This is a genomic window from Paenibacillus sp. URB8-2 (assembly GCF_013393385.1).
Lineage (GTDB): Bacteria > Bacillota > Bacilli > Paenibacillales > Paenibacillaceae > Paenibacillus_AQ.
Genome location: NZ_AP023239.1, coordinates 3045425 through 3070450, shown reverse-complemented (window position 1 = coordinate 3070450; position 25026 = coordinate 3045425). Strand labels below are relative to the sequence as shown.

The following is a 25026-nucleotide window of genomic DNA, read 5'->3' as shown; positions in this document are numbered from 1 at the left end:
ATGATTAGGATTGTATCAAAATCCAGGGAAACGAGGGCCTTCAATGATTAATTTATCGAAACTGCTGACGGGTATGAAGGGAGAAGGGGATGACCTGCGCTATGCGATCAAGCAGGGAGCGAAACCGCATGGCGTTTCCGCAGGGAGAGGGCCGGTCGTCGTCTGGAATATGACACGGGCTTGCAACCTGAGCTGTAAACATTGTTATGCCAATGCCTGTCCAGCCCAGGACCCCGATGAAATGACAACAGAGGAAGCGAAGCAATTTATTGAAGACCTGGCTGCATTCCATGTGCCTGTCCTGCTCTTTTCAGGCGGGGAGCCTCTGATCCGCAAGGATATTTTTGAGCTGATTTCTTTTGCGGCCAGTAAAGGGCTGCGGCCCGTTATATCTACGAACGGCACTCTCATTACCCCTGACAAAGCGAAAATGTTAAAAGAAGCGGGAGTCGGCTATGTCGGCGTCAGTCTGGACGGACTTAAAGAACGTCACGATGAATTCCGGGGGCGCAAGGACTCTTTTGAACAGGCGCTGGCCGGTATCCGCAACTGCCTGTCTATCGGCCAAAAGGTAGGAGTCCGGTTCACAATTAGCAAGCATACATACGGCGACCTGGACGGAATCCTTGATTTAATCGAACGGGAAAATATCCCTCGGGCCTGCTTCTATCATCTTGTCTATTCCGGCCGCGGAAGCGCTCTCCAGAAGGAGGATGTGTCCCATGAGCAGTCACGCGATGCGTTGAAGCGGATAATGGCCAAAACGCTCGAATTGCACCATAAAGGCAAGCAGGTGGAACTGCTTACCGTCGACAATCATGCGGACGGCGTCTACTTATACCAGTGGATGATGGAACGCGACCCCGAGCGCGCGGCGGAGCTGCTTGAACTTCTTCGGCGAAACGGAGGCAACCGGTCCGGAGTAGCCATCGGCTGCGTCGATTGGCACGGCAATGTCTATCCCGACCAGTTCACCAGAGATATTGAAATTGGCAGCATACGCACGCAAAAATTCAGTGAAATCTGGCGTGATGCGGCGCACCCGGTCATGGCAGGGCTGCGTGATCGCAAACCATTGCTGAAAGGACGCTGCAGGGAATGCAATTGGCTTGATATCTGCAACGGTAACTTCCGTGCCCGCGCCTCGGTCAGCGGTGATTTCTGGGCGGAGGACCCGTCCTGTTATTTAACCGACGGCGAAATAGGAATTGTATAAGAAAATAGGAATCATATCAACGGTGGGAGGCACTGAACAATTATGCTCGTATCCTGGAATGTGACCAAACGATGCAATTTGTACTGCGAACACTGCTACCGCGACTCCGGACCGGCTTCGCCTGTCGAAGATGACCTGACAACGGAAGAAGGACGACAGCTTATTGATGAGATCAAGGCGGCCGCATTCCGGCTTCTTATACTGAGCGGCGGCGAACCGCTGATCCGCGACGATCTGTGCGAATTGATAGCTTACGCTTCAAGTATCGGACTCCGCCCCGCGCTCGGCAGTAACGGCACCCTTCTGACCGCCGCCAAAGCCGCCGAGTTGAAGAAAGCGGGCCTTGGAGGGATTGCCATCAGTATCGACAGCGCCACGCCGGCGCATCATAACCGGTTCCGAAATGCGCCCGAGGGTTGGCAGCAGGCAGTACAAGGCATCCATTATGCCCGTGAAGCCGGACTCCGGGTACAGATCAACATGACGCTGACCGCCGACAATATGGATGATTTCGACCAGGTAGCCCAGCTTGCCGAGGAGCTGAATGTCGCATCCCTGCATCCGTTTTTCCTTGTTCCAACTGGACGAGCCGTCAATATTGAGGAGGACGGATTGAAACAGGAGCGTTATTATTCGGTTCTGCGCAGCGTTCTGACCAAACAAAAATCATCGACGCTTGAGATCAAGCCGACATGCGCTCCCCAGTTCATGCCGCTGGCCAAAAGCATGGGCCTGGATATGCGCTATACACGCGGCTGTCTCGCCGGGGTTGCGTATTGTTCGGTGCTTCCGAACGGCGAAGTCCATATTTGCCCTTACCTGCCGGTCAAGGTAGGGAATGTTCGTGAGCAGCCATTTGATGAAATATGGAAGGACAATCCGGTATTCAAGGATTTAAGAAACTTCAAGGAGTACGAGGGAGCATGCGGCTCCTGTCCGGATGTTCATATTTGCGGCGGCTGCCGTGCCCGATCATACTATTACAGCGGGGGCAATTTCATGGCTGAAGAGCCGTGGTGTTACAAAAGAACGGCGGCGCTGTAAGCCGGGGAGGGGAAGCATTGGAACTGGATGTGAAGGATAGAAAGCTGCTGAACCGGCTGCAAATCGAGCTTCCTCTGGTCAGACACCCTTGGAGGCTCATTGCGGAAGAACTGGAATTACAGCAGGAAGATGTGCTGGAAAGGCTGGAAAGGCTGAAGAGAGAAGGATTTATCCGGCGGATCGGCGGGATATTTAATCCGGCCGGGCTAGGGTATAAGGGCTGCTTGTATGCGATGAGAGTAGAAGAAGCCCTTTTTTATCCTACGGCCGCTGTCGTCAACAGCTTTAGAGGCGTTACCCATAACTACCGAAGGCACAGCCGGTTGAATATGTGGTTCACGCTTACCGCCCGAACGGAGGAGGAACGGGGAGCCATACTTGAAACGATCCGTGAGGCGGCGGGCCGGCCGCAGCTGTATGAGTTTCCCGCCGAGCAGGTGTTTAAACTGAAGGTTTTTCTCAATATGGAAGAAATGGCTGCATCTTCGGCTATGACGCCCGGTCAGGTTGGAAATAAGACATTAAGCCTCTATAAGGAGCACCAAGAAATCGAGAGTTCGGATTTGCATCTGATTCGCGAGCTTCAGGGCGATCTGCCGCTGTTACCCGAGCCGTATACTGAAATTGCCCGTAAGACAGGCTTCAGTTTGGAAGAGGTATTTCTGCGCTTACAGGCCCTTCAGGCTGGCGGGGTATTAAAAAGAATCGGAGCCGTCCTTAGACACAGGGAAGCCGGATTTACTGCCAATGGCCTGTTTGTCAGCGTGCTCCCCGAGGAGCGTATTCCGGAGGCAGGGGAAAGGCTGGCCGGCTATGCGGAAGTCAGTCACTGTTACAAGCGCCGGGCGCATCCCGATTGGCCCTATAATTTATATGCCATGATTCATGGTCCGGATGAAACGGCCGTACGGAAAATCGCGGAACATTTCATAAGGCAGGAAGGCATATCGGAGTTTGATATCCTTTTTAGCACGGAGGAATTGAAGAAAACGAGTTTTTCTATCTGAAATAAGGGCGAGGTATTCCCTATAATGAAACGCGGAGATTTATACATCATATTGCTGGGACTGCTGATTGCCGGTTCAATTTACGGGTTCAAATGGATCCAGATGGACCATAGCGCATACAAGCCAGGAGATCTGATGGCTCGGATTACGGTGAACGGCAAGCTGTACAAGAACGTTGCCTTAACGGATAAAGTGGAAATCATCGATATCAAAACGGGCTTCGGCCATAATACGCTTAAGGTATACAATTATGGAATTCAGATGATCTACTCGGACGCGCCGAAACGTATCGCGCTGGATATGGGCTTTATCTCCAAACCGTATCAGCAGATTATTTGCATTCCGACCCGTGTTTACGTGGAAGTGTTCAATCCACATGGGCAGCCTTCCAAGGATGAACTCGATGCCGTTATTTGACGCAACCTTGGTTACGCGCAATATGCAGGCCATGGATCACATTAATGTGGTTCATGGCCTGTTTTCTCTCTTCTCATAACATTTAGGACATATGTCCTTCCCAAAAAATCGGAGATATCATTTAATTAGGATCAGAGTTAACATCAGAGGAGAGGTAAAAGAAATGAGAGGGCTGTTATTTGCATTTTTGGGTGGAGCCTTTATTACGCTGCAAGGAGTAGCCAATTCAAGGATCAGCCAGGATATTGGGACATGGCAAGCGGCGACGGTTACCCAGTTAACCGGATTCCTGATGGCTTTATTGATACTGCTGGTTGTTCGGGACGGAAACAGGCAGGGGTTGAAGCAGGTCAAACCGTTATATCTTATAGGCGGATCGATGGCGGCTGTCATTATTTTCAGCGAAGTCACGGCGATTCACAAAGTCGGAGTTACGTTTACCATATCCGCTCTGCTAATTGCCCAGCTGTGTCTGACCTTCTTAATCGACACGAACGGTTGGTTCAGCGTGATGAAGCAGAAGATGAAGCTGCCGCAGTTCATCGGCCTGGGGATGATGGTAGCCGGTGTAATCATTCTTAAATTTTGAGGTGAAAGCAGGATCATGAAAGAAGTAACGGATCGAGAGCAGCTGCATTCTTTTTTGCGTACTCATCAACTGGAAACCGTGTTTAACGAACCGCTGATGCCGCATTTGTCGCTGTACCGTTTTGATCAAGGGGAATGGATCTGTTCCCAAGGAGAACCTTCGGAAGTCCTTTATGTGCTGGTCAAGGGAAAGATCAAAGTCTACACCACCTCGGCGGAGGGCAAAACGTTAATTATCTCTTTCAAAACGCCGCTTGAGGTCATCGGGGATATTGAATATATTCAGGAAATACCCATTATCAATACGGTGGAGGCGGTATCGCCTGTCCATATGATCGGCATTCCTTATCGTTTCTTAAAAAAATACGCCGCCGATTATGCACCGCTGCTGAACTTTTTGCTGGATATCATCACCCGGAAGTTTTATATGAAATCCAACTTTTTGAGCTTTAATATCTTGCATCCGGTCGAAGTGCGTTTGGCCAGCTATTTGCTGTCCGTTACCTATGATGAATCCGCTGATGCCGGATTTCAAGGACAACTGAGCACATTCAGCCTGACCGATGTCGCCAATTGGATCGGAACGAGCTACCGGCATCTGAACCGGGTCATTACAAAATTATCCGCGGAAGGCCTGATTGAACGCAGCAACGGATTCATTGTCGTTAAAGACAAGGAAGGGCTAAGCGCGCTGGCCGATCAAAATATTTACGAATAGGAGGGAAACATGATGATTCAGGGCCTTTTATTGGCGCTTGCCGCAGGTTCGCTGGTCAGTTTGCAAAATATTTTTAACACGAAGGTCAACGAACGGACAGGTTCATGGGCAACAACGACCTTGGTGTTGGGGATGGGCTTTGCGGCTTCTCTGACGTTTGGTTTGATTTTTGAAGGGGGACAACTGTTTAACCTGCTCAATATGAAGCCCTGGTACTGGATCAGCGGTGCGATCGGAGTGGGAGTGGTCATCTGTCTTACACTGGGGATCAGGCAACTGGGTCCTACATATGCGATCTCCATCGTTCTGATCTCACAGCTCGGTTGTGCTTTATTATGGGATTCGCAGGGCTGGTTAGGACTGGAAAAGGTGCCTTTCACCTTTCAACAGCTGGTCGGAGTGCTGGTCATTGTCGGCGGCATTTTAGTCTTCAAATTGGGCGGAAGGCGAGGGGAGGGAACAGCATGACAACCTCAATCGATAAAATAGCATGGATCTGCCTTAGCGAAGGCCGGCTGTTGTGCGCCCGCTCCAAAGGGAACAATATTTATTATTTGCCCGGAGGAAAAAGGGAGCCCGGAGAGAGTGACGCCGACACGCTGCTGAGGGAGATCGAAGAAGAACTATCCGTCCGAATCAGGCCTGAAACGGTCTTCTATATTGGAACGTTTGAAGCGAAAGCCCATGGCAAAACGGAAGGGACAAAGGTCAAAATGGCGTGCTACAGCGCAGCATTTGAGGGTCAGCTCCAACCGGCTTCGGAAATCGAGGAATTGGCCTGGTTAACCTATGATGAGCGGGACCATGTATCGGCCGCTGCTCAAATGGTATTCGATCACCTGCATGAGCTGGGCCGGCTATCCTAGAATAACGGCGACAGCAATCGGGCGCAAACCGTTTTCAATTTTTGAAACCTGCTTCGCTTCTCGAAATTCGACTGCAAAATCTCCTCGCTCACGCCAAGATCCCGGTAAAAATCTTGTACCAGCCGGTCAACAACCTCCCCATCGTAAAAGAGGGCATTGATTTCGAATTGGTTGCTTAAGCTGCGTATATCCATATTTGCGCTGCCGGAGAACGCCAGATCGTCGGAAATGATCACTTTGGCATGAATGAACCCTTTTTGGTAGCTGTAAAACCGCACTCCCGCCCGCAGCAGTTCCTGGACATAGGACAACGTAGCGGAATAAACGAGATTTTTATCCGGAACCCCCGGTATGATAACCCGAACGTCGACTCCCCTGAGGATAGCCGTTTTTAGAGCCAATAAGATGCCGGGATCGAGAATGAAGTAGGGCGTCTCAATGAATATCCGTTTCTTCGCCGAAACGATGAGGGAGAATATGAGTTCCAAGATCGTCTCGTCCGGACCGCTTTTTACAATTTGCACAAGCTCCTTCCCCCGGCTTTCCTGAATCGGATAGTAGACGGGATCGGCTATTAATTGCCCTGTGACCCAATGCCAATCCGCTAAAAATGTATATTGAAGCCATAGCACCGCATCGCCTTTCATGCTGAAATGAGTGTCCCGCCAATAGCCGAATTTCGGATCTTCTCCGAGGTATTCATCCCCAATATTCAAGCCGCCGAAAAAACCGGTTTTGCCGTCCACCACCACGATTTTACGGTGATTCCGATAATTAAGCCGTCTATTGAAGAACGAGGACAGCAGAGGAAAAAAGCATCCCGTTTCCACCCCCGCGTCCCTCAGCCTTTTCAAATAGGCCTTTCCTAACCGGCGGCTGCCGATCCCGTCATATAATAGCCGAACTCTTACCCCTTCCTGCGCTTTCCGAATCAACAATTGCTCAAACCGGGTACCGAGACGGTCGTCGCGGATAATGTAAAACTCCACATGGATATGATGCTCGGATGCGGCAATCGAACCCAGCATTGCTTCAAAGGCGCTATCTCCTTCGGCAAATACCGTCGTTTCATTGCAAGCGGTAATGGGGGCGACAGGAATGCCGCATAGCAATGCATACAAATTGTCGTCTTGGCCAATGGTTTCCCCGCGAAGATTTGTCAGGGCTCGCTGTCGGCATCGATCCATGAGGTTTGCTTTTAACCGGTTCCAATGCCCGATTTCTTCCTGCGAAAGAGCAGGGGAACAATTGTATTCTTTCGCTACAAACAAATACAGCAGGAAACCGATGACCGGAAAGATGTACAAGACGATAAGCCAAACCATCGCTTTGTTCGGACGTTGATATTCGAAGAAAATAACGAATGCAATCTGGATAATAAACAACAAGAGAGCCCCAACGATCCAAAGCAACTGTTCAACCTCCCCTCCTTGTCAGGTTGATCTGAGGTTTGCCGTGAAAAACAGCTCATGATATAAAAAACCTTTTCGAAACCGGTTGATTACCTGCGAAGTAAATTCATTCTCCCGAAACAATTGAATGTATTCTTCTTCTCTCCGGATATATTCGCCATCGTCATAGAAGTTCATAAACCAGTTGCACAACGGTTTTTTCTTGCAAATGCAAGGTTCCATAACGATGATGTTCCCGTCCGGTTTCAGTATCCGCTTAAATTCCTTCATGTAATCGGCAATTTCTTCGGACGAAATATGGTGCAAAACGGCGACGATGAGTATGTAATCGACAGACTCATTATCTACAGGAAGCTTGCCATGTTCAAGAACATGAAACTTGTAATCCGGGTATGACCGTCTCGCGTAATGAATCCGCTTCGCATCCGGGTCGATACCGAGATAATGGACCGGTTGAAACATCGAACAATTGGCGCCTGTACCGGAACCAAAGTCAAGTACGATTTTATCGTTAAATGCGAATCGGGGTTTTATTTGGTCATGAATATATTTTTTGGTAAACCATTTCGGACGAACGATCCAGTGGTAAAGCTGAGGTGTAGACGAAGTATTCAAAAGCGGCCACCATCTTTCCTGATTTTGAAGTCAATGACAATAATCTAACCTTCCAAACCGGGAAAAATTCAATAAAATTTTACATAATCACATCCTAAAAGGGACACCTTTATATTTATTCGAAAAAAATGATGAGGTGTAAAGCCAAGTATGGGAAGACCGGATGCAAGAAGGGGAGGCAAAAAAATAACCGTTATTTGGACCATCGGTTTGGCTTTGACGATGTCTCTTGCCGGATGCCGGGTGAATCCCGGAGCGAACGCTGATCTTCAGTCCGAACCGGAGTTTAAGGCCAAAGTAGTGAGCGGCAAGCCGGTCGTTGCCATTATCATCGATTCCTTAATGGACAAGCCGCTGCAGGAAGCTTTGAAACAAGGCAAGGCGCCTGCCTTAAAGTATCTGATTGATCATGGACGGTACTTTCCTAAAGTTATCAGTTCGTTTCCAACCATGTCCGTAACGATTGACAGCACCTTTTTAACGGGGGAGTACGCGGATAAGCATCATGTTCCTGGGCTTGTTTGGTACAGCGACCGGGAGAAACGGATGATCTTTTACGGCAATGGCCCAAAGGAAGCTTTGAAGATTGATCAGTTGCAAGTATTGACGGACAGCGTCTACCAAATGAATCAGGTTCAATTAAGCAAGAAAGTGAAGACCATTCATGAGGAACTGGCTGAATCGGGCAAACATTCGGCTTCAATCAACACAGTCATTTTCAGAGGGAAAACGGAACGGGAGCTGCGGGTGCCCCCATCGATGGCGAACACCACACGGCTGCCGGATCATTATAAAATTACCGCTCCGGAGCTGTTTTCGCTTGCGGCGTTCGCTCATCTGGACCCGCGAAATGCCAACCATACGGCTCTTTGGGAAAAATATGGGATGAACGACAAATTCACAGCCCGGGACATTGCTTATCTCGTAGAGAACAGGAAGCTTCCGGACGTAACGATTGGGTATTTTCCGGGAAACGACAGCGTTCATCACCGAAAAGGCTCCATGGCGACTAAAGGAATCGAAAGGGCCGACCGGGCGCTGCGAGACGTACTGGATGCGTACGGATCATGGGAGGAGGCGGTAAAAACAACCACCTGGATTATTCTGGGAGACAGCGCTCAAAGCGATGTGTTGGAAACTAGGGAAGACTTCAAAGTAGATCTGCGCCCTCTTCTAAACGGGTATCGAATTGCCAAGCTCGACCAGCCTGTCGGACAAGAGGACCAAATCGTCATCGCCGCCAACGAACGGATGGCCTATATTTACGCCATATCGCCCGGTCTAAAGCTTTCCGGGATCGTAAAAGGTTTGCAAACCGATGACAAGCTCGACATCATAGCGGTTAAGCGGGATCATTCGATTGCGCTTACGGGCGGAGGAAAAGGCGAAAAGGTATTATCCTATCGCCCGGGAGGACCTTATTCAGATGAATACGGCCAAAAGTGGTCGCTCTCCGGCGATGCCGGTCTCGCGGACATTTCGCTCCGTGGACATCGGATCAAATACGGACAATACCCGGACGTGCTCGCCCGATTGTATGGAGCACTCCATTCACACGAAGGACAATATATCGTTGTCACGGTGAAACCGGGATACGAGCTGGCCGGCGAAAGCTCTCCCACCCACCCAGGAGGAGGAGCGCACGGTTCGCTGCATGAGGTAGATTCCGTCGTCCCGCTTATTGTAACCGGAACGGATTTGCAGCCGAAGTCACCCAGAATCGTTGATCTGAAGAACTGGATCCTGCGGATTGCGGGCGACAGATAGAACATCAGCCCGCATTCCCGGTGATAGCCGTAGGATGCGGGCTGAGCTTGCTTTAGGACCCCGTGGAGCGATAATGTCGGACGCCGAATTGCCACACAGCCAGGCAGGGAAGAAGGAATAAGATGGCGGCCAGAGGCAGCAGAGCGTACAGTAGCCCTTGTCCCTGAGTCCGGTTCAGGAGAAAGAGCAAGGGAAGATAGCTCACGCAGCCAAACGGTATAATGAAGGTGAAAAAGAGCGTGACCCGCTTATGATAGATATTTAGCGGATACTGCGCCATCTCCCGCCCGCCGTCGGTCAGCAGATTCCCCACCTCCAGCCCCTGAACCGTCCAGAAGCAAAGAGTGGCATTCAGGATAAATATTCCTGCAAAAATCAGAATGCCTCCCGCGACCATCATCAGCAGGGTCAGCACCTTAAGAGGCGTCCAGGCAATCGGGAGGTTCCAGAGAGCCCAGCCCAGCACGACAGCGCTTTGCACCAGACGGCCGAATCGGGTGAACTCGAATTTACTGCCCAGAACCTGAACAATTGTACTCCGGGGACGTACCAGAAGGCGGTCAAATTCTCCGCTTACCACGAGGGAAGAGAAGACGTCGAACCCGCGGACAAAACATTCGCTGAGAGAGAACGCCATGTGAATGACGCCGAAACAGAGCGCCGTCTCAAAGAAGCTCCAGCCCTGAAGCTCCCCAAACCTGGAGAACATGAAATACAGCCCGGCAAAGACCGAAAAGGGGATGAAAAATTGCCCGAAGGTGAGCAGCCAGAAGGACGTCCGGTACTGCATCTGAGAGCGAAACAAAATCGACAGATACTTGAAATAGAGATGCATCTTGTTATCCTCCTTGCACAACGACTCGCCGAAGCGCCCGGTTTATAAGCAGCAGACCGAGCCCGGTCAGCAGCGCCAGCCAGAATAGCTGAATCATAAGGCCCTCCAATGCTTCTGCCGCTGCAATATGGCCCGTATAAACCCGGAAGGGAAAATCCACCGTCCAACGGAAAGGCAGACTATTTGCGAGCTTTTGCATCCAAATCGGCATCAAGGGAATCGGCAGAATCATCCCGGCCAAAAACTCTCCCGCCGTCGCTACCATGAGGGTAGACCCGGTGGGCGACATCGTCCAGAAGACGGAAATGTAGATTAGCAGCGAAATCGCGCAGACTATGAGCAGACCGAGCAAGAGGGACAGAAGAAAGAGCAGAAAAGCCGTAATGCTGGGCGGCAGACTCATCCCGTAGGGATTAGGGAGAAGCAGCACCGTCACCAGAAGCGGGAAGCAGCGAAGCACGACGCTGGAGACGCGGGTCGCCAGAAGCTTTGCGAACCAGAAGCCATATAGACCGCAGGGCCGGCACAGCTCATAAGCGATATTGCCGCCCGTGATCAGCTGAAAGATGTCCGGATCGCGGAAATAAAGCGCAATGAGGCTAAGAAACATCTGCTGGAGCCAAATGTATGTGATTACTTCCTGCAAGGTCATGGGCGGCTGGGCACCGCTGCGGTTGTAGAACGCGACGTAAACCATAATGAAGACAAAGCCGAAAAACAACTGGGTGAGTATGCCGGCAAAGGCGGCGGTGCGGTATTGAAGGCCGGTTACGAAGCGCAGCTTTCCGACTGACAGATACATTTTCATATCTGATGCTCCTTGTACAGCTGCAAAATCAGCTCGTCCACCGATTTGGAATCCACTGCCACATCGAGAATGTCAGCCTGTTCGGATAATTGGGAAATGACGCCCGTAAGGCTGATCTGTGTGCTGTCGAAGGTGTAAACAGCCTGATGCGGCGACCAGGAATGGCGCACGGCACCGGGAATGTCGACGGGACGCAGGCAGTCCCGGTAATCGACGGTAAGGGTCCGGCTGCTGCCGAACCTTCGGCGCAGCTCGTCCAAGGAGCCGTCGTACAGGAGGGAGCCCTTTCCAATCATCAAAATTCGCTCCGCAAGCGCTTCAATGTCGTTCATGTCGTGGGTAGTGAGAATGACGGTAATGCCCTTTTCCTTGTGAATGGTCTTGATGAACTGCCGGACAGCAATTTTGCTGGCGGCGTCCAGGCCGATGGTCGGTTCATCCAGAAAAAGAATGCGGGGATCGTGCAGGAGCGAGGCCGCGATCTCGCAGCGCATGCGCTGTCCCAAGCTGAGCTGCCGGACCGGGACGTGGATCAAGTCGGCCAGCGCCAGAGTTTCCGTGAGCATGGAGAGATTTTTGCGGTAACGGGTGTCCGGCACCTTATAAATATCCCGCAGCAGCTCAAAGGAATCGATCACGGGAACATCCCACCAGAGCTGGGAGCGTTGTCCGAAGACGACGCCGATGTTGCCGACGTAGGCGGTCCGGCTTTTCCATGGGGTGTAGCCCATTACTTTGCAGTCACCCTCGTCCGGAACCAGAATACCGCACATCACCTTGATCGTCGTCGATTTGCCTGCCCCGTTTGGCCCGATGTACCCGGCGATTTCGCCCTCGCGGATCGTGAAAGAGATGTCTTTGAGCGCCTCCACGAAAGTATGCTTCCGGTAAAATAGAGCTTTGGCCGCCTGCCTTACACCAGCGGCCCGTTTTGCTACTTTGAATGTTTTGCCGATCCCTTCCAGAGTTATAATAGGGTTGCCCAATTCAGCACCTCCGTCAACGTTTAATTACAGCTCAACAAATATAGCGGAAATTCCCAAAAAAGAATAGACTTATCTTTTTCATAGGCAAACAACATGTGCATGTTCTTTTTTTTATTAATCATAAACGCCCAAGAATAAAAATAAGACTTCGGAGCCGAACTCCGAAGTCTTATTTTTATTTCCCTAATTAATGATTCATTCCGGCCATTCCCCCGATGATTTCCGGGTTAATCATCCCGAATATCATAGCAACGTGAGCTACAATGAGAAATCCGCTGACGAGTATAAAGTGAAGCTTCAATTTTCCTTCTGCGGAACGATTGCGGGCGATTATACCAAGATCAAGAAGGGCGAGAGGCAATAAGAAGAGCACACCGCTCAAGTAAAATCCAACAGCGACAACGTCCACCCAAGTATGCCATTCTCCGTTTACGGTTAAAGGGATGAACGCGGTGGGGAACAAGTATATAAAGATTCCTGTGAAATACAACCCGGCCAGGATGCTGCAGATGCGGTTAAAGCTTCTGAGACCGCCTTGCGTCGTTTTGTTGAAGAGGATAAAGAATTCGGTTACAGTGATCGTCTCGGCAAAGATCACGGGAATGGCCATGAATAGAATCAAATTCCATGGCTGATTGTCCGCAAGCAGGGACATGTAGTGCGTCATGCTCATTGTTTGATACTCCCCCAATAAATAAGTTAACTTCGAGGCCATTGTATAAAAAAATTATGTGGAATGTGTGAAGAAGCTTCTAATGGAAACAACAAGCAGACATATATTTCGTACAATCATTTAGATGAGCTTGAAGAAATCCGTTGAACAGAGGAGGGGGTATCCATTGTTTATCATTCGGCCGGAACAAAAAGAAGATATTCTTGAAATTAGTGAGGTGAATAACCTTGCTTTCAAGGGAGAGGAAGAGGCCAAACTGGTAGAAGCAATCCGGGTCTCGGAGTTTTTTGTTCCGGAGTTGTCGCTGGTTGCCATTTCAAACGAAGTAATCGGTCATATATTGTTCAGTATCATTTCCATTGAAACAGATAGCGGACTCGTGCCGACGTTAGGACTCGCACCTTTATCAGTCAAACCTGAGTTCCAGAATCAGGGCATAGGCTCTGCTTTGGTAAAAGAAGGTTTAAAAAAATGCAAAGAATTAGGGTTTAAACATGTTGTCGTGTTGGGACACCCGAATTTTTATTCCAGGTTCGGGTTTATTCCTTCTAAGACCAAAGGAATCAAGCCACCGTTTCAAGTACCGGATGAAGTATTTATGGTTCATGAACTGAAAAATGGATCACTTGACCATATTACCGGAACCGTGAAGTATCCCCCAGCTTTTGATGTTGTATCTTAATTGAGACAGTCACCTCGGAATAGGGTTACCTGCCAATCGCTTTTAAGATAAGAGCTGCCGATGCAATCAGTGTCTGATCATCAGTCATGACCGTTAATATTCTGGTTCGTGAAGAGGAGTCAATTACGGTTATTTTTCGGAAGTTAATATTCCATTAAGAATCCCTTTACGTTCTTTTTACGATTGAGGGTTAGAGTTAGAGAGAGCCAAGATAGAAAAGGAGCTTTCTTATGAACCCAAACCCTGTAGTGCTAATTGTGACCTCCACGTTTGGAGACGGTCATGTCAAGGTGGCTGAAGCTATTGAACATTCTTTCAGATCCAGAGGGATTGATCAGGTCCACACTGTAGACCTCTTTGCAGAAGTCCATCCTAAACTGAATGAGCTTTCCCGAAAATTCTATTTGAACAGCGCGGTATACGCTCAAGGACTGTATGGATTATTGTACGAGATGACGAGCGGGATGAAGCCGAGACGCGCCCTGGGCCGGCTTTTGCATTCCATGGGCAAGCGAAAGGTTCAAAAGATACTGGACGATATGCGGCCGGATGTCATTATTCATACCTTTCCTTATTTGGCAGCCGCCGAACTTGGCGAGGAGACTGTAAGCGGGGTGCCGATATTCACCGTCATGACGGATTATGTTCTGCACGGAAGATGGCTCCATCCGCACACTATGAAGTACTTTATCGCAACGGAAGGTATGAGGCAGGCCCTGCTGTCGGAAGGTATTGCTGAAGACGCGGTCGTTGTCAGCGGAATTCCAATCCGTCAAGCTTTTGAGACTTACCAGGATCGTGAACTGCTCCTGAAAAAGCACGGATTATGCGGAGACCGGCGCTATATTCTCCTTGCAGCCGGCGCTTACGGCGTAATGAGTCATACCAGCAAATTAATAGAGACCGTAATCGCAAAATCCGATTTCGATTTAATTGTGCTCTGCGGAAATAATCATAAGCTGCGAAAGGCTATGGAAGAACTTTATCAAGAGAACAGCCGTGTCCATTTGCTCGGCTATACGGAAGAAATGCAGGAACTTATGTGCATTTCCTCTTGTCTGCTGTCCAAGGCCGGCGGAATTACGCTTACCGAGGCGATTGCCCAATCTCTTCCGGTGATTGTATACCGGCCGCTCCCCGGACAGGAGGCAGGCAACGCGGAATGGCTATCCCGGCAAAAAGTGATAGACACCGCTCACAATGAGGAACAGTTAATCGATCAGCTTCGTCAATTGGAGAAACCGTTATACCGGAGAGAACGGATACGGCGTATGAAGGCTTTTTCCCGAAAATCGTCCGCAGAGCATATCGTTTCCGAGATTTTGAATGCTGTGGAGCGGCGGCAACCCTTTGCCGGGCAAGCGAAGCCCAAGATCGTCGAAGGGCAGGTGAAGACCATCCATGGGTATCTCTAATACGGTAGAAGAGCCTCGGCAATCCTTCACCCGCCTGGCGGTTGTTCTCTTTTTCATGGAGTGGGTAAGAGGGGCCTTTCTGGTCGCTTATTTGCCGGCATATGCACTGGAGGGCTGGGGGCTTTCCTCATCCATCGTCGGAATAGCCGTATCCGTTCACTATTTGACCGACAGCCTGATCAAAGGCTTCACCGGCTATCTGCTGGACAGATTCTCTAACCGGAAGGTGCTTCACGGCGGCTTCACCCTCAGCATGATTGGACTGTTGCTCATGGCAACTACTCATAACGCGTGGATTCTCATTGCCGCTTCAGCTTGTTTGGGAGCCGGCTTCTCACCGATCTGGATCATTTGCATGAGCCAAATCAAAGAAGAGAACCGGGCGCAGCAGGCAGGGGTCTTATATGCATATTGGATGGCGGGTCTGGGACTCGGTCCGGTCACCCTTAATCTGGTTATGGGCTGGGGCTTGTCCATTTCGCTTTTAATTATTGGCCTGTTTTTTACCGCCGGCTGGATATTGGCCGCTATGGTGAAGCTTGATGATGCCGCGGCGGCGCCGCGTTTGGAGCTCACCGTAAATGAGCAGTTTGCCGCTTTGTGGGACAAAGTGAAAAAGGGCGGTTTTCTGGTGCCCGGCATGGTGCTGCAAACTACGGCGGGTGGAATACTGGCTCCTTTTTTAACAAGCTTTGCGGTCAAGCATGTGGGCCTCTCGCATACACAGCTATCCATCGTATTATTGATGGGCGGCGCCGGTGTAATTCTGCTTCTTGTCCCGATGGGCAAATGGTTCGATTATGCCGGGGGAAGATGGTTCCTGGTATTGGGGTTCGGTATTTTTGCAGCGGCATTATTCGGACTAACTTCGATCAGCTCTTTCGCCGGCGCAATGGGGTTCTCGGTTCTGTTAGGGTGTGCGTATGCAGCGTTATTGCCTTCATGGAACGCATTAATGGCTTGCTATATTCCTGAAGATTCCGTTGGAACAAGCTGGGGGCTGCTGTTCTCCATTGAAGGTTTGGGGGTAGTCATCGGTCCACTGATCGGAAGCTGGCTGGCAAGCGCAGGTAATGAGCTTCTGCCTTTTCAGGTCAGCGCGTGTATGTTCGGGGTGATCAGTCTGGTTTATCTGCTGTCTCCATCCCGTTTGTTTGCGCATAAAGAAAGGTCGATGGGTTAAGCCATTATGTCATGCAGTTAAGATTTATTTAATAATCTCTTCACGTTGAATTTAGGATTATAGCTTAGTCTAAGATTATGAAGACAGGCATCATCACAAAAAGAAAACGGAGGAGGGCGCCGCTGATATGCACGAGTTCATTATCGCAATCATTCAAGGAATTGTAGAGGGAGTCACTGAATTTCTGCCGGTATCATCCACAGGCCATCTTATTTTGAGCGGAGAACTTCTCGGATTCACCGGAGAAAAAGCCGACACTTTCGAAATCATCATCCAGCTTGGAGCTATTCTTGCTGTAGCCGTCATTTATTGGCGGCGGATACTCGGCTTGCTGGGTCTAATGAAGATCCAATCCGAAGATGGATCTACGAAAGAGAGGCCGAAATTAAACCTTTTACATATCATATTGGCTTGCTTACCGGCAATGATACTTGGGTTTATACTTCATTCCTTTATTAAAACGTATCTGTTCTCACCTTATACCGTACTTGCGGGACTTGTACTGGGAGGACTCTTTATGCTTCTTGGCCAGAAGAAACAGACTCCTGTGCGGGCGGAGAGCATTGATCAGCTGTCGTATAGACAGGCGCTGACGATTGGTCTATTCCAGTGCCTATCCCTGTGGCCGGGATTCTCCCGTTCCGGAGCGACCATTGCCGGGGGCTTGCTGTCGGGAGCAGGCTATAAAGCCGCGACTAATTTTTCCTTCCTGGTTGCCATCCCGATGATGATTGCCGCAAGCGGTTATGAATTACTAAAGAGCTACCAGACGTTAACGGCAGCCGATGCCGGCTTCTTCATCGTCGGATTCCTCGTAGCCTTCGTAGTGGCGCTCCTGGCCGTGATAACCTTCCTGAAGCTTCTTGAGCGGCTGAAGCTCGCGCCGTTTGCCTATTACCGGTTTGCGCTTGCCGCAATTTTCTTCATCTATTTGCTGGCATATTAAAACACGAAGAATGGATAGGGCGTCAGACAAGTTCTGATACACTATCCATTCTTTTTTTTACCCCCAACGAACAAAAAGGTCCTCTTTGAAGTCTTTTCTCTATGTAGACTCGAGAGGAGACTTGAAATGAAGCGATTAATCGAAGCAGTCATGCAGCGGGCGACCATTATTCTGGTCAGTGTCGTCCTTATTTTAGTGTGGGGGGCGGTATCGGCTTTTCAAATGCAAAGAGATTATCTCCCCGGCATCAACAACACCACCTTAATGGTTTCCCTGCGCGCATCGTCCTACCAAGCGGACCAAATGAAACGTGATATTACCGCGCCGCTAGAGGAAGTGATTCGCAAGACGAACGGACTGACCCATCTGGAGACGACCTCATACGATGGCGGGCTCTTGATGAATCTGTATTACCCGATGGATTATGATATGGAAAAAGCTGAGAACACGATCAAACAAGCGCTGAACGATGCCGCATTGCCGGATGGGGTGGGGAATCCTGCCGTGACAAGATTAACCTCCAGCACCTTCCCGATTCTGAGCTACAGTCTGACTGCGAAGAATAACCAGGTAGATGACCTGACCTTGCAATCCTCATTGCAAACGGATATTGTGAAACAATTAAAATCCGTTCCTGGAGTGGCCGATGTCCAGACCGTTGGGGGAGCAAATAAAGGCTATGTCGTCAGCCTTCGGATGAAAGATCTGGCAGCCAACGGCATGACTTTGGACGATTTTAATAAATCCGTTGCAGCCAATATTCCCAGCATGCAGGGCAACCTTGCGAATGTGAAAGCCTCTTTTCCTATTAGGTTAGAAGGTTGGGACGTCACGGATGAGCAGCTGAACAACTTTACAATTAAGAACAGCGATGGTAGAAGCGTACCTTTGTCGGCCGTTGCGTCGGTTTCCCAGTCGCTGACGGATGTCAAAACCGTCTCACGAACCGATGGCCGAGCAAGTGTGCTCATCAATGTGATCAAAACGCCGACTGCAACCATCACGGATGTTGCGCAGCATGTAAAGGAACGGGTTTCAGGCATAGCGGCGGTGAAAAGCAGTGACGTTGCGATGACGCTGCTGACGGACCGTGCCCATGACCTGAACGAATCCTTGAAGGGGCTTATTCGCGAGGGATTGCTGGGCTGCCTGTTCTCGATGCTCTGTGTGCTGTTCTTTTTCCGGAATGTGAGATCTACAATCTTGATTGCCGTATCGCTTCCCATTTCGCTCCTTGCTACGACAGCTATTCTCAAATGGATGGGCGTTACGCTTAACCTATTGACCGTTTCCGGATTAATTGTAGCCATGGGGCGCATTGTGGATGATGCGATCGTTATCCTGGATAATATATATCGGAGGGTTCAGGAAAATAAAGACAAGCCCGTCCTGCACGTTTTAGCTTCAGCGGTTGTAGAGATGCTGCCGGCGATTTTCGCCTCCACGGCGACTACCGTTGCTGTCTATGTTCCGATTGCTCTGGTCGGCGGCATCATTGGCGCTTCATATTCCGGCTTTGCCTGGTCTGTCGTCATCGCGCTTGGGGTGTCATTCCTCGTAGCAATGCTTGTCATTCCGGCTTTCGCATATATCGGTTGGAGAGAGCCTCATGCCAAAGCGGTAACGCTTGAGCCCTTGATGAAGCCATTCCTCTTATCCGCATTGAAGCACAAAAAAACAGTGATCAGTATCTCGATCCTCCTGTTTGTTGCCGCCGCCCTGTTCGCCGCCCGTCTGCCGTTTAGCCTGCTGCCCAGTACGGCCGGCGGACAGGTGGCTGTAAAAGTGGAGCTGCCGAAAGGAACCCCGCTCTCGGAAGTGGATAAGGAAGTAAAAGCTGTTGAAGATGTTCTGCATAACAACGCCCAAATCGCTTCCTATTCATCCACTTTCGGTTCTTCATTAACACCGCAGGCAGATGACGTATTTGACCAAGGCGGCGGGTATATTCAGCAGCCGAACATAGCCAATCTTTCCATTCAATTAAAAAACAAGCAGGAAGTTAATTCGTTCATACCGTCTTTACAGTCTGATTTGTCCCATCTTTCTAACCGTGCCGCCATTACGGTAACCAATCAGAACATCGCAGGCGATGATTCAACGATTAAAATCATGCTGATGGGCGCAGATGGCAAGACACTGGAGCAGGCCGCGGAACTTGTGCGGACCAAACTGGTTGATATCCCAGGCCTAAGCGTATCGGGCAAAACCGATATGACCAATGGCATTCCAAAGTATGCCATATCCATCGATAGGGAGAAGGTTGCAAGGGCCGGTGTCAGGGAAGGTGACATTAACAAGCTGTTGAAACGGTATATGGCCAAAGGGAAGGACTTTGACATCATGACGTCAACCGGTTCGGGAGTCATTCCGGTAGATGTCTACATCGACCCTATTCAAAAGAACACGGTTAAAGAGAAGACATTGCCTGTCTATACACCGGAACAAGTGCTGGCTTCTCTATCAGCAGAGCTGCTCACCGGCAATAACGGCCAGTTGTACCGGTTGGATCAATTGGCATCCATTCATAAAAGCGATGCGGTTTCATCCATTCAAGAGCGCGATGGTCAGCCATTCTCAGTCGTTAACGCGCAAATCATTTCCAGTGACATGAGCAAAGTGTCGGGCGCGGTCGATCAGGCTCTGAAAGATGTGCAGGTTCCAAACGGGGTAACCTATTCCCTGGGAGGCATTACAGAGCAGGTTACGCAAATGATAATCGAAATAACGATAGCTGTAGTGATTTCAGTATTGCTCGTCCTGCTTATTACCAGCATTGTATTTAAAGGATGGAGAGCGCCGTTTGCCGTATTGATAAGCATTCCGCTGGCTATGTCCGGTGTGGTGCTCGCGTTGTATGCGATCCACGGTCAATGGAACCTGGCTGCATTAATTGGGGTACTGATGCTTACGGGTATAGTAGTGACTAACGGGATTGTCCTTATCGATAAAATTGAACGAAATCGAAAAGAAGGAATGAGCCTGAGGGGGTCCATAGTGCAGGGGAGTCTGTCCCGGGTACGTCCGATTTTTATGACTGCGGGCACAACCGTTCTTACGCTGATTCCGCTTGCTTTATCCTATAGCGCCGATACGGTCATTTCACAGGTGCTTGGCATCGTGGTTATTGGCGGTATGGTCACCTCAACACTAAACAGCTTTGTGGTAATCCCGATTATTTACGAATGGATGCAGAGAAAAGCGGACCGGAATACCGAGCTGTCCTTGAACGGAAGCGCAGTGTGATTCCTGCCCGGTATGTATAAACTATAAGGAAGAGGAGGGGTTCCAGTGAACATAGTTACCGCATGGCTTGAACAATATGGATACGGAGTTATTTTTATAGCCTTATTCCTTGAGATGCTCGCATTGCCTCTTCCTGGTGAAATGTTGATGAGCTATACGGGATTATTCGTTTTTGAAGGGAAATTGAATTTGCCGCTCAGCATCTTATCCGCGAGTGCCGGTGTAACAGCCGGCATCACCCTTTCTTACTGGATCGGTCACTGGCTGGGAAGGCCCTTTGTACACAAGTATGGGCATCGGGTTCATCTGGGTGAAGAGCAGCTTCTAAGAATGAATATTTGGTTTGAAAAATACGGAGACAAGCTGTTGTTCGTTGCGTACTTTATACCCGGGATCAGACATATTACAGGGTACTTCTGTGGGGTAACCCGTATGCCTTTCCGGAAATATGCGATTTATGCGTATTCGGGCGCCATTTTTTGGGTCAGCTTATTCATTTCACTTGGCAGGGTATTGGGACCGAAATGGGAAGCTTACCACCAAACCGTGAATCGCTATATGATCCTGTTTGGGGTCGCTTCCGCGTTGTTGACCTTGCTGATCTATTTCTATCAGAAGCATAGACAGCGTGCCCTGGCAGCGCTTATGGTCTTGCTTACAAAAGGTGTGCGCCATTTCAACTCGCTCGGCAAAGTCAGATTCCTGGTGCTGTCTTCGTTTGCCGCATTTGTGTTGTTTGTTTCCTTGATGCTGGGACTTATACAGGATTTCTTGGCACAGGAATTTAACCGCTTTGACGAGGTTGCTTCTTATGTCGTCCTCTCGGTATTTGGACCTGAATGGAAGGACCTTATGAACGGCTTTGCCCTGTTAGGTTCGATCTATCTGTACGGGCCTCTGATTGCAATAACCGCTATTTGGATCATACTGAGTGCCCGCCAAAAGCTGCTTGAGCTATCCTTCCTGTTCTGGGTCGTCATCGGTGGGGAAATGCTTGATGAAGGATTGCGGATGCTTTTTCATCGTCCCGGGCCGGTTGCGGCCGGATATCAAATATTCAACACCTTCCCTAGTGAGGAAACCTTAACTTCGATCAGCGTATGCGGCTTTTCCGCATTTTTAATGCTTCGTCATTACAGTAATAATCTCATCCGGATTTCAGCCGTTTTAGCCGTCATACTCTTGGGTCTCCTTGTCGGGGTTAGCCGGATTTATTTCAAAGTGCAATTTCCGAGTGACGTTGCGGCCGGCTATGTCTTCGGCGGAGTATGGATCAGTCTGAACGTCATTCTGCTGGAGATTCTGCGAATACTTCAGACGAACGAAATTATGGCATGATAATGAGAAAGCTGCCGTATCCGGTAGGAGTGAACATAAGTGGTAGACGAAGAACTTTATCAGATTATTCATAAAGCCAAAGGTGGCGACCAAGAAGCATTTGCCGAGCTTGTGAAACGTTTTAAAGGCCATGTTTACCGTTACGCCGTCGGCATGTTGAGCAATCGAATGGATGCTGAAGATGTTTCTCAAGAGGCGTTTGTCAAAGCGTTTTATTCGATATCCGGTCTGGACAATGAATTTGCGTTTTCCTCGTGGATGATTCGAATTGCAGCCAATCTGTGCAAGGACCGGTTGAAAAAAAGAGCAAAAGAGAAAGAGTTCAGCGATGAGCAACCCAATGAGCATTTGGTGGACCCCAATATACCCGACCCGTCGGTGAAACTATCCATAGAGGAATGCTTGAGCAGGCTTTCCATTGATCATCGGGAGGTTATCCTGCTGCATGATGTGCAAGGATACCGTTATGAAGAGATAGCGGATACGCTAGAAGTGCCTCTTGGAACCGTAAAGTCGCGGCTATTCGCAGCTCGAATGGCACTGCGTAAGGAACTAGCAAAGGAGGAGCAGGGATGACCGGCCATTTAGAGGAGCAATTATCCGCTTATATGGATGAGGAGTTAAGTGATGACGAAAGACGGCAGATCGAAGCCCATTTGGAGATATGTGAGTCCTGTCAAGTCCTGCTGGAAGAGCTGTTAACCCTCCAAAGCAACATCACACGCACTTATGAAGAGATTCAAGGACCGGCAGATTTTGAAATCCGGGTTATGCAGGCAATCGCAGACAGGCAAGAACCAGCTGCCGCCGGAAAGGGTTGGATATTCGTTCCTCTTCTTTCTTTCATGGCACTTGGGTTACTCTGGTTCGCAGCCGGAGCCATCTTAATGAAACTGATTAACGGGTTTTTGAAATTGATTGTCGCTCTAGTCTATATGGCTTCGCATTTCGTTTCAGGTGTGCCTGTCTTATCCGGGGCAGCGGTTGTGCTTTCCTTAATAATCCTGTCAACCTCCGTTTATTCGCTTAGACGGCTGCTTCAAGCCTCAACCAGTTGAAAGGGATGAACACATTGAGAAGGATTTTTTTCACATTAAGCTGTTTTGCGTTCCTCATGCTCCTCATTCCGGGTATTGCATCGGCAAAGAGCATTTTCGAGCATCAGAATACGACCGTACCCGCAGGGCAGACCGTAGATGATCTGTATGTGATTGGAGGCAATGCCGAGGTATACGGACAAGTGACCGGTGTGGCGGTCGTTGTAAACGGCGATCTTCACCTTGGCAGCACAGCCGATATAAAAAGCGTTGTCGTCGTAATCGGGGGCCTTGTTAAACAAGATCCCGGAGCCGTGCTCGGTGATGATATCTATACAATTTCTCTGGACAGTGCGACGCAAAACAGTCTGTTGATCGGGGGCGGGCTTGCCCTCGGTTTATGGGTGCTGCAACTCGCCGGCAGTCTGCTAATGATTCTTGTACCTGTTCTAATACGGATTTTGGGGAAACGAAAAATAGCCGCATTTACTGATCGCTATCCCTTAAGCTTGAGTGGACGGCTGATTCTTATCGGTTTATTGGGGTGTTTGATCCTCACGGCTTTGAGTACAATGCTGCTTGTCACCGTTATCGGTATCCCGATTATCATTGTTATCTTGTTGGCTGTGCTCCTGGCGCTGGCATTTGGAACTACCGTCATTAGTTTCCGGATTGGAGAGATGTTTCATGGGCCAACGCTCATGTCCGATTGGATGAAGGTATTAGTGGGTGCCGCCATCTTAACCGCCTTTATCAATATCCCCATTGTCGGGTGGCTTCTGCTGCTGCTTGTCTTGATGATATCACTGGGCATAGTGACCCAGTGGATCTTCAGAAGGAGAACGTAACCATCAAGCATATTCAACCTATGTATTCCTTGCCGCAGCCAACGCGTTGTCATAAAAATCCAGATCCCGCCGGGCATGAAAATGTCACGCTTCGGCGGGACTGACAACCGTTAGAGATGACTTAGATCCAGCAAGTTTTCAAAACGATGACCAGGAGAATATAGAGAACCAAAATTGTAGCCGTAGATGTAAACAAAGGATTTACATATCCAGGTCCTTTGTCTTCTCCACCAACACAGCCGTAGCCCATTTGGAATTCCTCCTCTGTTTTTAGAATACACCACAGTATATGACCCGGGGCATTAATTGACTAGGCGAATGGACAGGAGAAGATGACCCAATTTTAAGCCAAAGGAAAAAGGGAGCTGAACATCTCAGCTCCCCATTTATGAAGTTACAGCTCTGGAATCATTTTAGAACGATTTAGCCGCCTCTTTGGCTTTTTCGATCGCTGCTTCTTTAATCGATTGAGCTTGGTCCGGCTTTGCGGCCATGCCCTCAACAAAAATCCCGTCAAAGGACGGCACGCCATGGAATTGCATGATTTTTGCCAAATAGCTGTGGCCGCTTTCGAAACCAGCTGCAGGGCCTTCCGAATAGACGCCGCCGCTTGCTTGAATGTGGATTGCTTTTTTGTCCGTCAGCAAGCCAATGATGCCTTGCTCGGTATATTTGAAGGATTTGCCGGCGACGCAAACAGCGTCAATATAGGCCTTTAAAACCGGCGGGAACGAAAAATTCCACATTGGTGAAACAAATACATATTTATCGGCTGCGACATATTGATCCACGATTTCACCCAGTCTTCCGACTTTAGCCTTCTCGTCGTCGGAAAGCTGGTCGAATGAAGATCCGGAAGCAAGCTTGCCCCAACCGCTGAATACGTCCGCATCGATATGAGGGATGTCCAGTTTAAACAAGTCGAGCCTGATCACTTCATCGCCCGGATTTGCTTCCCGGTAAGCTTCGATAAATTCGTTCCCGACGGCCATGGAGTAAGAAGTCTGATGATCGTGAGGGTGGGCAGTTATATAAAGAACAGTTGACATATGTAACACTCCCTTTTAAGTGGTTTAGTCTATTTTAACTTAAATAAAGTAAATTTTCAAATTATAATTACTAAATTAATTAAAGGGAGTGAACATTAATACACCACTAGGTCATACGAGGGGCGCACGAAGTCTTACCAAGGAAGCACTCCGTTTTCATCAAAGAATCCTCCTGCGTGTGTAATTGACGAACGAATGAATGTCGCAGCATAGAATAATGTTCCGTATATGGAAATTATGAGTTGAAGTCCGAGCGGGAACGGAATTTGGTTTGGTAGAGAGTATTGGGAAGAAGCCGCGCTGCGCTGCTTGGCACATTTTCGGGCAGGC

Annotated in this window: 25 protein-coding genes; 18 read left to right on the top strand and 7 right to left on the bottom strand. The window is 49.3% G+C overall.

The genetic code is table 11. From position 1 onward, the window contains the following. Positions 1 to 43: 43 nt before the first annotated feature. The 8 genes from PUR_RS14010 to PUR_RS13975 all read left to right on the top strand — a co-directional run bounded on the left by PUR_RS14010 (position 44) and on the right by PUR_RS13975 (position 5856). Positions 44 to 1216: a radical SAM/SPASM domain-containing protein gene (locus tag PUR_RS14010; RefSeq protein WP_179035777.1), complete on the top strand. Its 1173-nt coding sequence runs from the start codon at positions 44 to 46 to the stop codon at positions 1214 to 1216. Between the two features lie 42 nt (positions 1217 to 1258). Continuing rightward, positions 1259 to 2260, top strand: a complete 1002-nt coding sequence (locus PUR_RS14005; RefSeq protein WP_179035776.1) for a radical SAM/SPASM domain-containing protein — start codon at positions 1259 to 1261, stop codon at positions 2258 to 2260. A gap of 17 nt (positions 2261 to 2277) precedes the next feature. After that, on the top strand, positions 2278 to 3267 hold the full coding sequence (gene ahbB / locus PUR_RS14000; RefSeq protein WP_179035775.1) for a siroheme decarboxylase subunit beta: 990 nt from the start codon (positions 2278 to 2280) through the stop codon (positions 3265 to 3267). A 24-nt stretch (positions 3268 to 3291) separates the two neighbouring features. Beyond that, positions 3292 to 3684: a NusG domain II-containing protein gene (locus tag PUR_RS13995; protein WP_179035774.1), complete on the top strand. Its 393-nt coding sequence runs from the start codon at positions 3292 to 3294 to the stop codon at positions 3682 to 3684. A gap of 163 nt (positions 3685 to 3847) precedes the next feature. Then, positions 3848 to 4273 carry a DMT family transporter gene (locus tag PUR_RS13990; protein WP_179035773.1) on the top strand — a complete coding sequence of 142 codons (426 nt, stop codon included), beginning with the start codon at positions 3848 to 3850 and terminating at the stop codon, positions 4271 to 4273. Positions 4274 to 4288: 15 nt separating this feature from the next. Further along, the gene (locus tag PUR_RS13985; protein ID WP_179035772.1) at positions 4289 to 4990 is read left to right on the top strand and encodes a Crp/Fnr family transcriptional regulator; all 702 of its coding nucleotides are present in this window, start codon (positions 4289 to 4291) and stop codon (positions 4988 to 4990) included. Positions 4991 to 5002: 12 nt separating this feature from the next. Beyond that, on the top strand, positions 5003 to 5458 hold the full coding sequence (locus tag PUR_RS13980) for a DMT family transporter (protein ID WP_179035771.1): 456 nt from the start codon (positions 5003 to 5005) through the stop codon (positions 5456 to 5458). After that, positions 5455 to 5856 (top strand): NUDIX hydrolase, encoded by a 402-nt coding sequence (locus PUR_RS13975; RefSeq protein ID WP_179035770.1) that lies wholly within the window; start codon positions 5455 to 5457, stop codon positions 5854 to 5856. The genes PUR_RS13980 and PUR_RS13975 overlap by 4 nt, the downstream gene beginning before the upstream one ends. On the opposite strand, the gene cls is transcribed toward PUR_RS13975, so the two are convergent. Further along, complete coding sequence (gene cls, locus PUR_RS13970; protein ID WP_179035769.1) at positions 5853 to 7268, bottom strand: cardiolipin synthase; 1416 nt, start codon at positions 7266 to 7268, stop codon at positions 5853 to 5855. The two genes, PUR_RS13975 and cls, sit on opposite strands and share 4 nt — an antisense overlap. 21 nt (positions 7269 to 7289) lie before the next feature. Then, a complete protein-coding gene (locus PUR_RS13965) occupies positions 7290 to 7883 on the bottom strand; it encodes a class I SAM-dependent methyltransferase (RefSeq protein ID WP_232101504.1) in 594 nt (197 codons plus the stop codon). A gap of 150 nt (positions 7884 to 8033) precedes the next feature. Between PUR_RS13965 and PUR_RS13960 the strand changes: the two genes are divergently transcribed. Further along, positions 8034 to 9650, top strand: a complete 1617-nt coding sequence (locus PUR_RS13960) for an alkaline phosphatase family protein (protein WP_179035768.1) — start codon at positions 8034 to 8036, stop codon at positions 9648 to 9650. 52 nt (positions 9651 to 9702) lie between these two features. On the opposite strand, the gene PUR_RS13955 is transcribed toward PUR_RS13960, so the two are convergent. From PUR_RS13955 to PUR_RS13940, 4 genes are all read right to left on the bottom strand, one after another. Continuing rightward, positions 9703 to 10485: an ABC transporter permease gene (locus PUR_RS13955; protein WP_179035767.1), complete on the bottom strand. Its 783-nt coding sequence runs from the start codon at positions 10483 to 10485 to the stop codon at positions 9703 to 9705. Between the two features lie 4 nt (positions 10486 to 10489). Next, entirely contained in the window at positions 10490 to 11293 is an 804-nt protein-coding gene (locus PUR_RS13950) for an ABC transporter permease (RefSeq protein ID WP_179035766.1), read from the bottom strand. Continuing rightward, positions 11290 to 12279, bottom strand: a complete 990-nt coding sequence (locus PUR_RS13945; protein ID WP_232101503.1) for an ABC transporter ATP-binding protein — start codon at positions 12277 to 12279, stop codon at positions 11290 to 11292. The genes PUR_RS13950 and PUR_RS13945 overlap by 4 nt, the downstream gene beginning before the upstream one ends. Positions 12280 to 12466: 187 nt before the next feature. Beyond that, entirely contained in the window at positions 12467 to 12952 is a 486-nt protein-coding gene (locus PUR_RS13940; RefSeq protein ID WP_124694107.1) for a DUF6803 family protein, read from the bottom strand. Positions 12953 to 13118: 166 nt separating this feature from the next. Here PUR_RS13940 and PUR_RS13935 point away from each other — a divergent pair, with 166 nt between their 5' ends. The 9 genes from PUR_RS13935 to PUR_RS13895 all read left to right on the top strand — a co-directional run bounded on the left by PUR_RS13935 (position 13119) and on the right by PUR_RS13895 (position 23647). Continuing rightward, on the top strand, positions 13119 to 13634 hold the full coding sequence (locus PUR_RS13935) for a GNAT family N-acetyltransferase (protein WP_232101502.1): 516 nt from the start codon (positions 13119 to 13121) through the stop codon (positions 13632 to 13634). A gap of 230 nt (positions 13635 to 13864) precedes the next feature. Further along, positions 13865 to 15049: an MGDG synthase family glycosyltransferase gene (locus PUR_RS13930; protein ID WP_179035764.1), complete on the top strand. Its 1185-nt coding sequence runs from the start codon at positions 13865 to 13867 to the stop codon at positions 15047 to 15049. Continuing rightward, the gene (locus tag PUR_RS13925; protein WP_179035763.1) at positions 15036 to 16232 is read left to right on the top strand and encodes an MFS transporter; all 1197 of its coding nucleotides are present in this window, start codon (positions 15036 to 15038) and stop codon (positions 16230 to 16232) included. Before PUR_RS13930 ends, PUR_RS13925 begins: the two co-directional genes overlap by 14 nt. Positions 16233 to 16359: 127 nt before the next feature. Next, positions 16360 to 17178 carry an undecaprenyl-diphosphate phosphatase gene (gene bacA, locus PUR_RS13920; protein ID WP_179035762.1) on the top strand — a complete coding sequence of 273 codons (819 nt, stop codon included), beginning with the start codon at positions 16360 to 16362 and terminating at the stop codon, positions 17176 to 17178. Between the two features lie 126 nt (positions 17179 to 17304). After that, positions 17305 to 20424 (top strand): efflux RND transporter permease subunit, encoded by a 3120-nt coding sequence (locus tag PUR_RS13915; protein ID WP_179035761.1) that lies wholly within the window; start codon positions 17305 to 17307, stop codon positions 20422 to 20424. Between the two features lie 45 nt (positions 20425 to 20469). Further along, positions 20470 to 21762 (top strand): VTT domain-containing protein, encoded by a 1293-nt coding sequence (locus tag PUR_RS13910; RefSeq protein ID WP_179035760.1) that lies wholly within the window; start codon positions 20470 to 20472, stop codon positions 21760 to 21762. A 39-nt stretch (positions 21763 to 21801) separates the two neighbouring features. Continuing rightward, positions 21802 to 22338 (top strand): RNA polymerase sigma factor, encoded by a 537-nt coding sequence (locus PUR_RS13905; RefSeq protein WP_179035759.1) that lies wholly within the window; start codon positions 21802 to 21804, stop codon positions 22336 to 22338. Beyond that, positions 22335 to 22820: an anti-sigma factor family protein gene (locus tag PUR_RS13900; protein ID WP_179035758.1), complete on the top strand. Its 486-nt coding sequence runs from the start codon at positions 22335 to 22337 to the stop codon at positions 22818 to 22820. Before PUR_RS13905 ends, PUR_RS13900 begins: the two co-directional genes overlap by 4 nt. Positions 22821 to 22834: 14 nt before the next feature. Then, positions 22835 to 23647 (top strand): hypothetical protein, encoded by an 813-nt coding sequence (locus tag PUR_RS13895; protein ID WP_232101500.1) that lies wholly within the window; start codon positions 22835 to 22837, stop codon positions 23645 to 23647. Between the two features lie 413 nt (positions 23648 to 24060). Here the strand turns inward: PUR_RS13895 and PUR_RS13890 are convergent, their stop codons facing one another. Beyond that, positions 24061 to 24696, bottom strand: coding sequence for an FMN-dependent NADH-azoreductase (locus tag PUR_RS13890; RefSeq protein WP_179035756.1), 636 nt, complete (start codon positions 24694 to 24696; stop codon positions 24061 to 24063). Positions 24697 to 25026: the final 330 nt, after the last annotated feature.

Bases quoted from the DNA above. Each gene is read 5' to 3' on its own strand.
- PUR_RS14010 (WP_179035777.1), top strand. From the start codon at position 44: ATGATTAATTTATCGAAACTGCTGACGGGTATGAAGGGAGAAGGGGAT.
- PUR_RS14005 (WP_179035776.1), top strand. From the start codon at position 1,259: ATGCTCGTATCCTGGAATGTGACCAAACGATGCAATTTGTACTGCGAA.
- PUR_RS13995 (WP_179035774.1), top strand. From the start codon at position 3,292: ATGAAACGCGGAGATTTATACATCATATTGCTGGGACTGCTGATTGCC.
- PUR_RS13990 (WP_179035773.1), top strand. From the start codon at position 3,848: ATGAGAGGGCTGTTATTTGCATTTTTGGGTGGAGCCTTTATTACGCTG.
- PUR_RS13985 (WP_179035772.1), top strand. From the start codon at position 4,289: ATGAAAGAAGTAACGGATCGAGAGCAGCTGCATTCTTTTTTGCGTACT.
- PUR_RS13980 (WP_179035771.1), top strand. From the start codon at position 5,003: ATGATTCAGGGCCTTTTATTGGCGCTTGCCGCAGGTTCGCTGGTCAGT.
- PUR_RS13975 (WP_179035770.1), top strand. From the start codon at position 5,455: ATGACAACCTCAATCGATAAAATAGCATGGATCTGCCTTAGCGAAGGC.
- PUR_RS13960 (WP_179035768.1), top strand. From the start codon at position 8,034: ATGGGAAGACCGGATGCAAGAAGGGGAGGCAAAAAAATAACCGTTATT.
- PUR_RS13955 (WP_179035767.1), bottom strand. From the start codon at position 10,485: ATGCATCTCTATTTCAAGTATCTGTCGATTTTGTTTCGCTCTCAGATG.
- PUR_RS13950 (WP_179035766.1), bottom strand. From the start codon at position 11,293: ATGAAAATGTATCTGTCAGTCGGAAAGCTGCGCTTCGTAACCGGCCTT.
- PUR_RS13940 (WP_124694107.1), bottom strand. From the start codon at position 12,952: ATGAGCATGACGCACTACATGTCCCTGCTTGCGGACAATCAGCCATGG.
- PUR_RS13930 (WP_179035764.1), top strand. From the start codon at position 13,865: ATGAACCCAAACCCTGTAGTGCTAATTGTGACCTCCACGTTTGGAGAC.
- PUR_RS13925 (WP_179035763.1), top strand. From the start codon at position 15,036: ATGGGTATCTCTAATACGGTAGAAGAGCCTCGGCAATCCTTCACCCGC.
- bacA (WP_179035762.1), top strand. From the start codon at position 16,360: ATGCACGAGTTCATTATCGCAATCATTCAAGGAATTGTAGAGGGAGTC.
- PUR_RS13915 (WP_179035761.1), top strand. From the start codon at position 17,305: ATGAAGCGATTAATCGAAGCAGTCATGCAGCGGGCGACCATTATTCTG.
- PUR_RS13900 (WP_179035758.1), top strand. From the start codon at position 22,335: ATGACCGGCCATTTAGAGGAGCAATTATCCGCTTATATGGATGAGGAG.
- PUR_RS13890 (WP_179035756.1), bottom strand. From the start codon at position 24,696: ATGTCAACTGTTCTTTATATAACTGCCCACCCTCACGATCATCAGACT.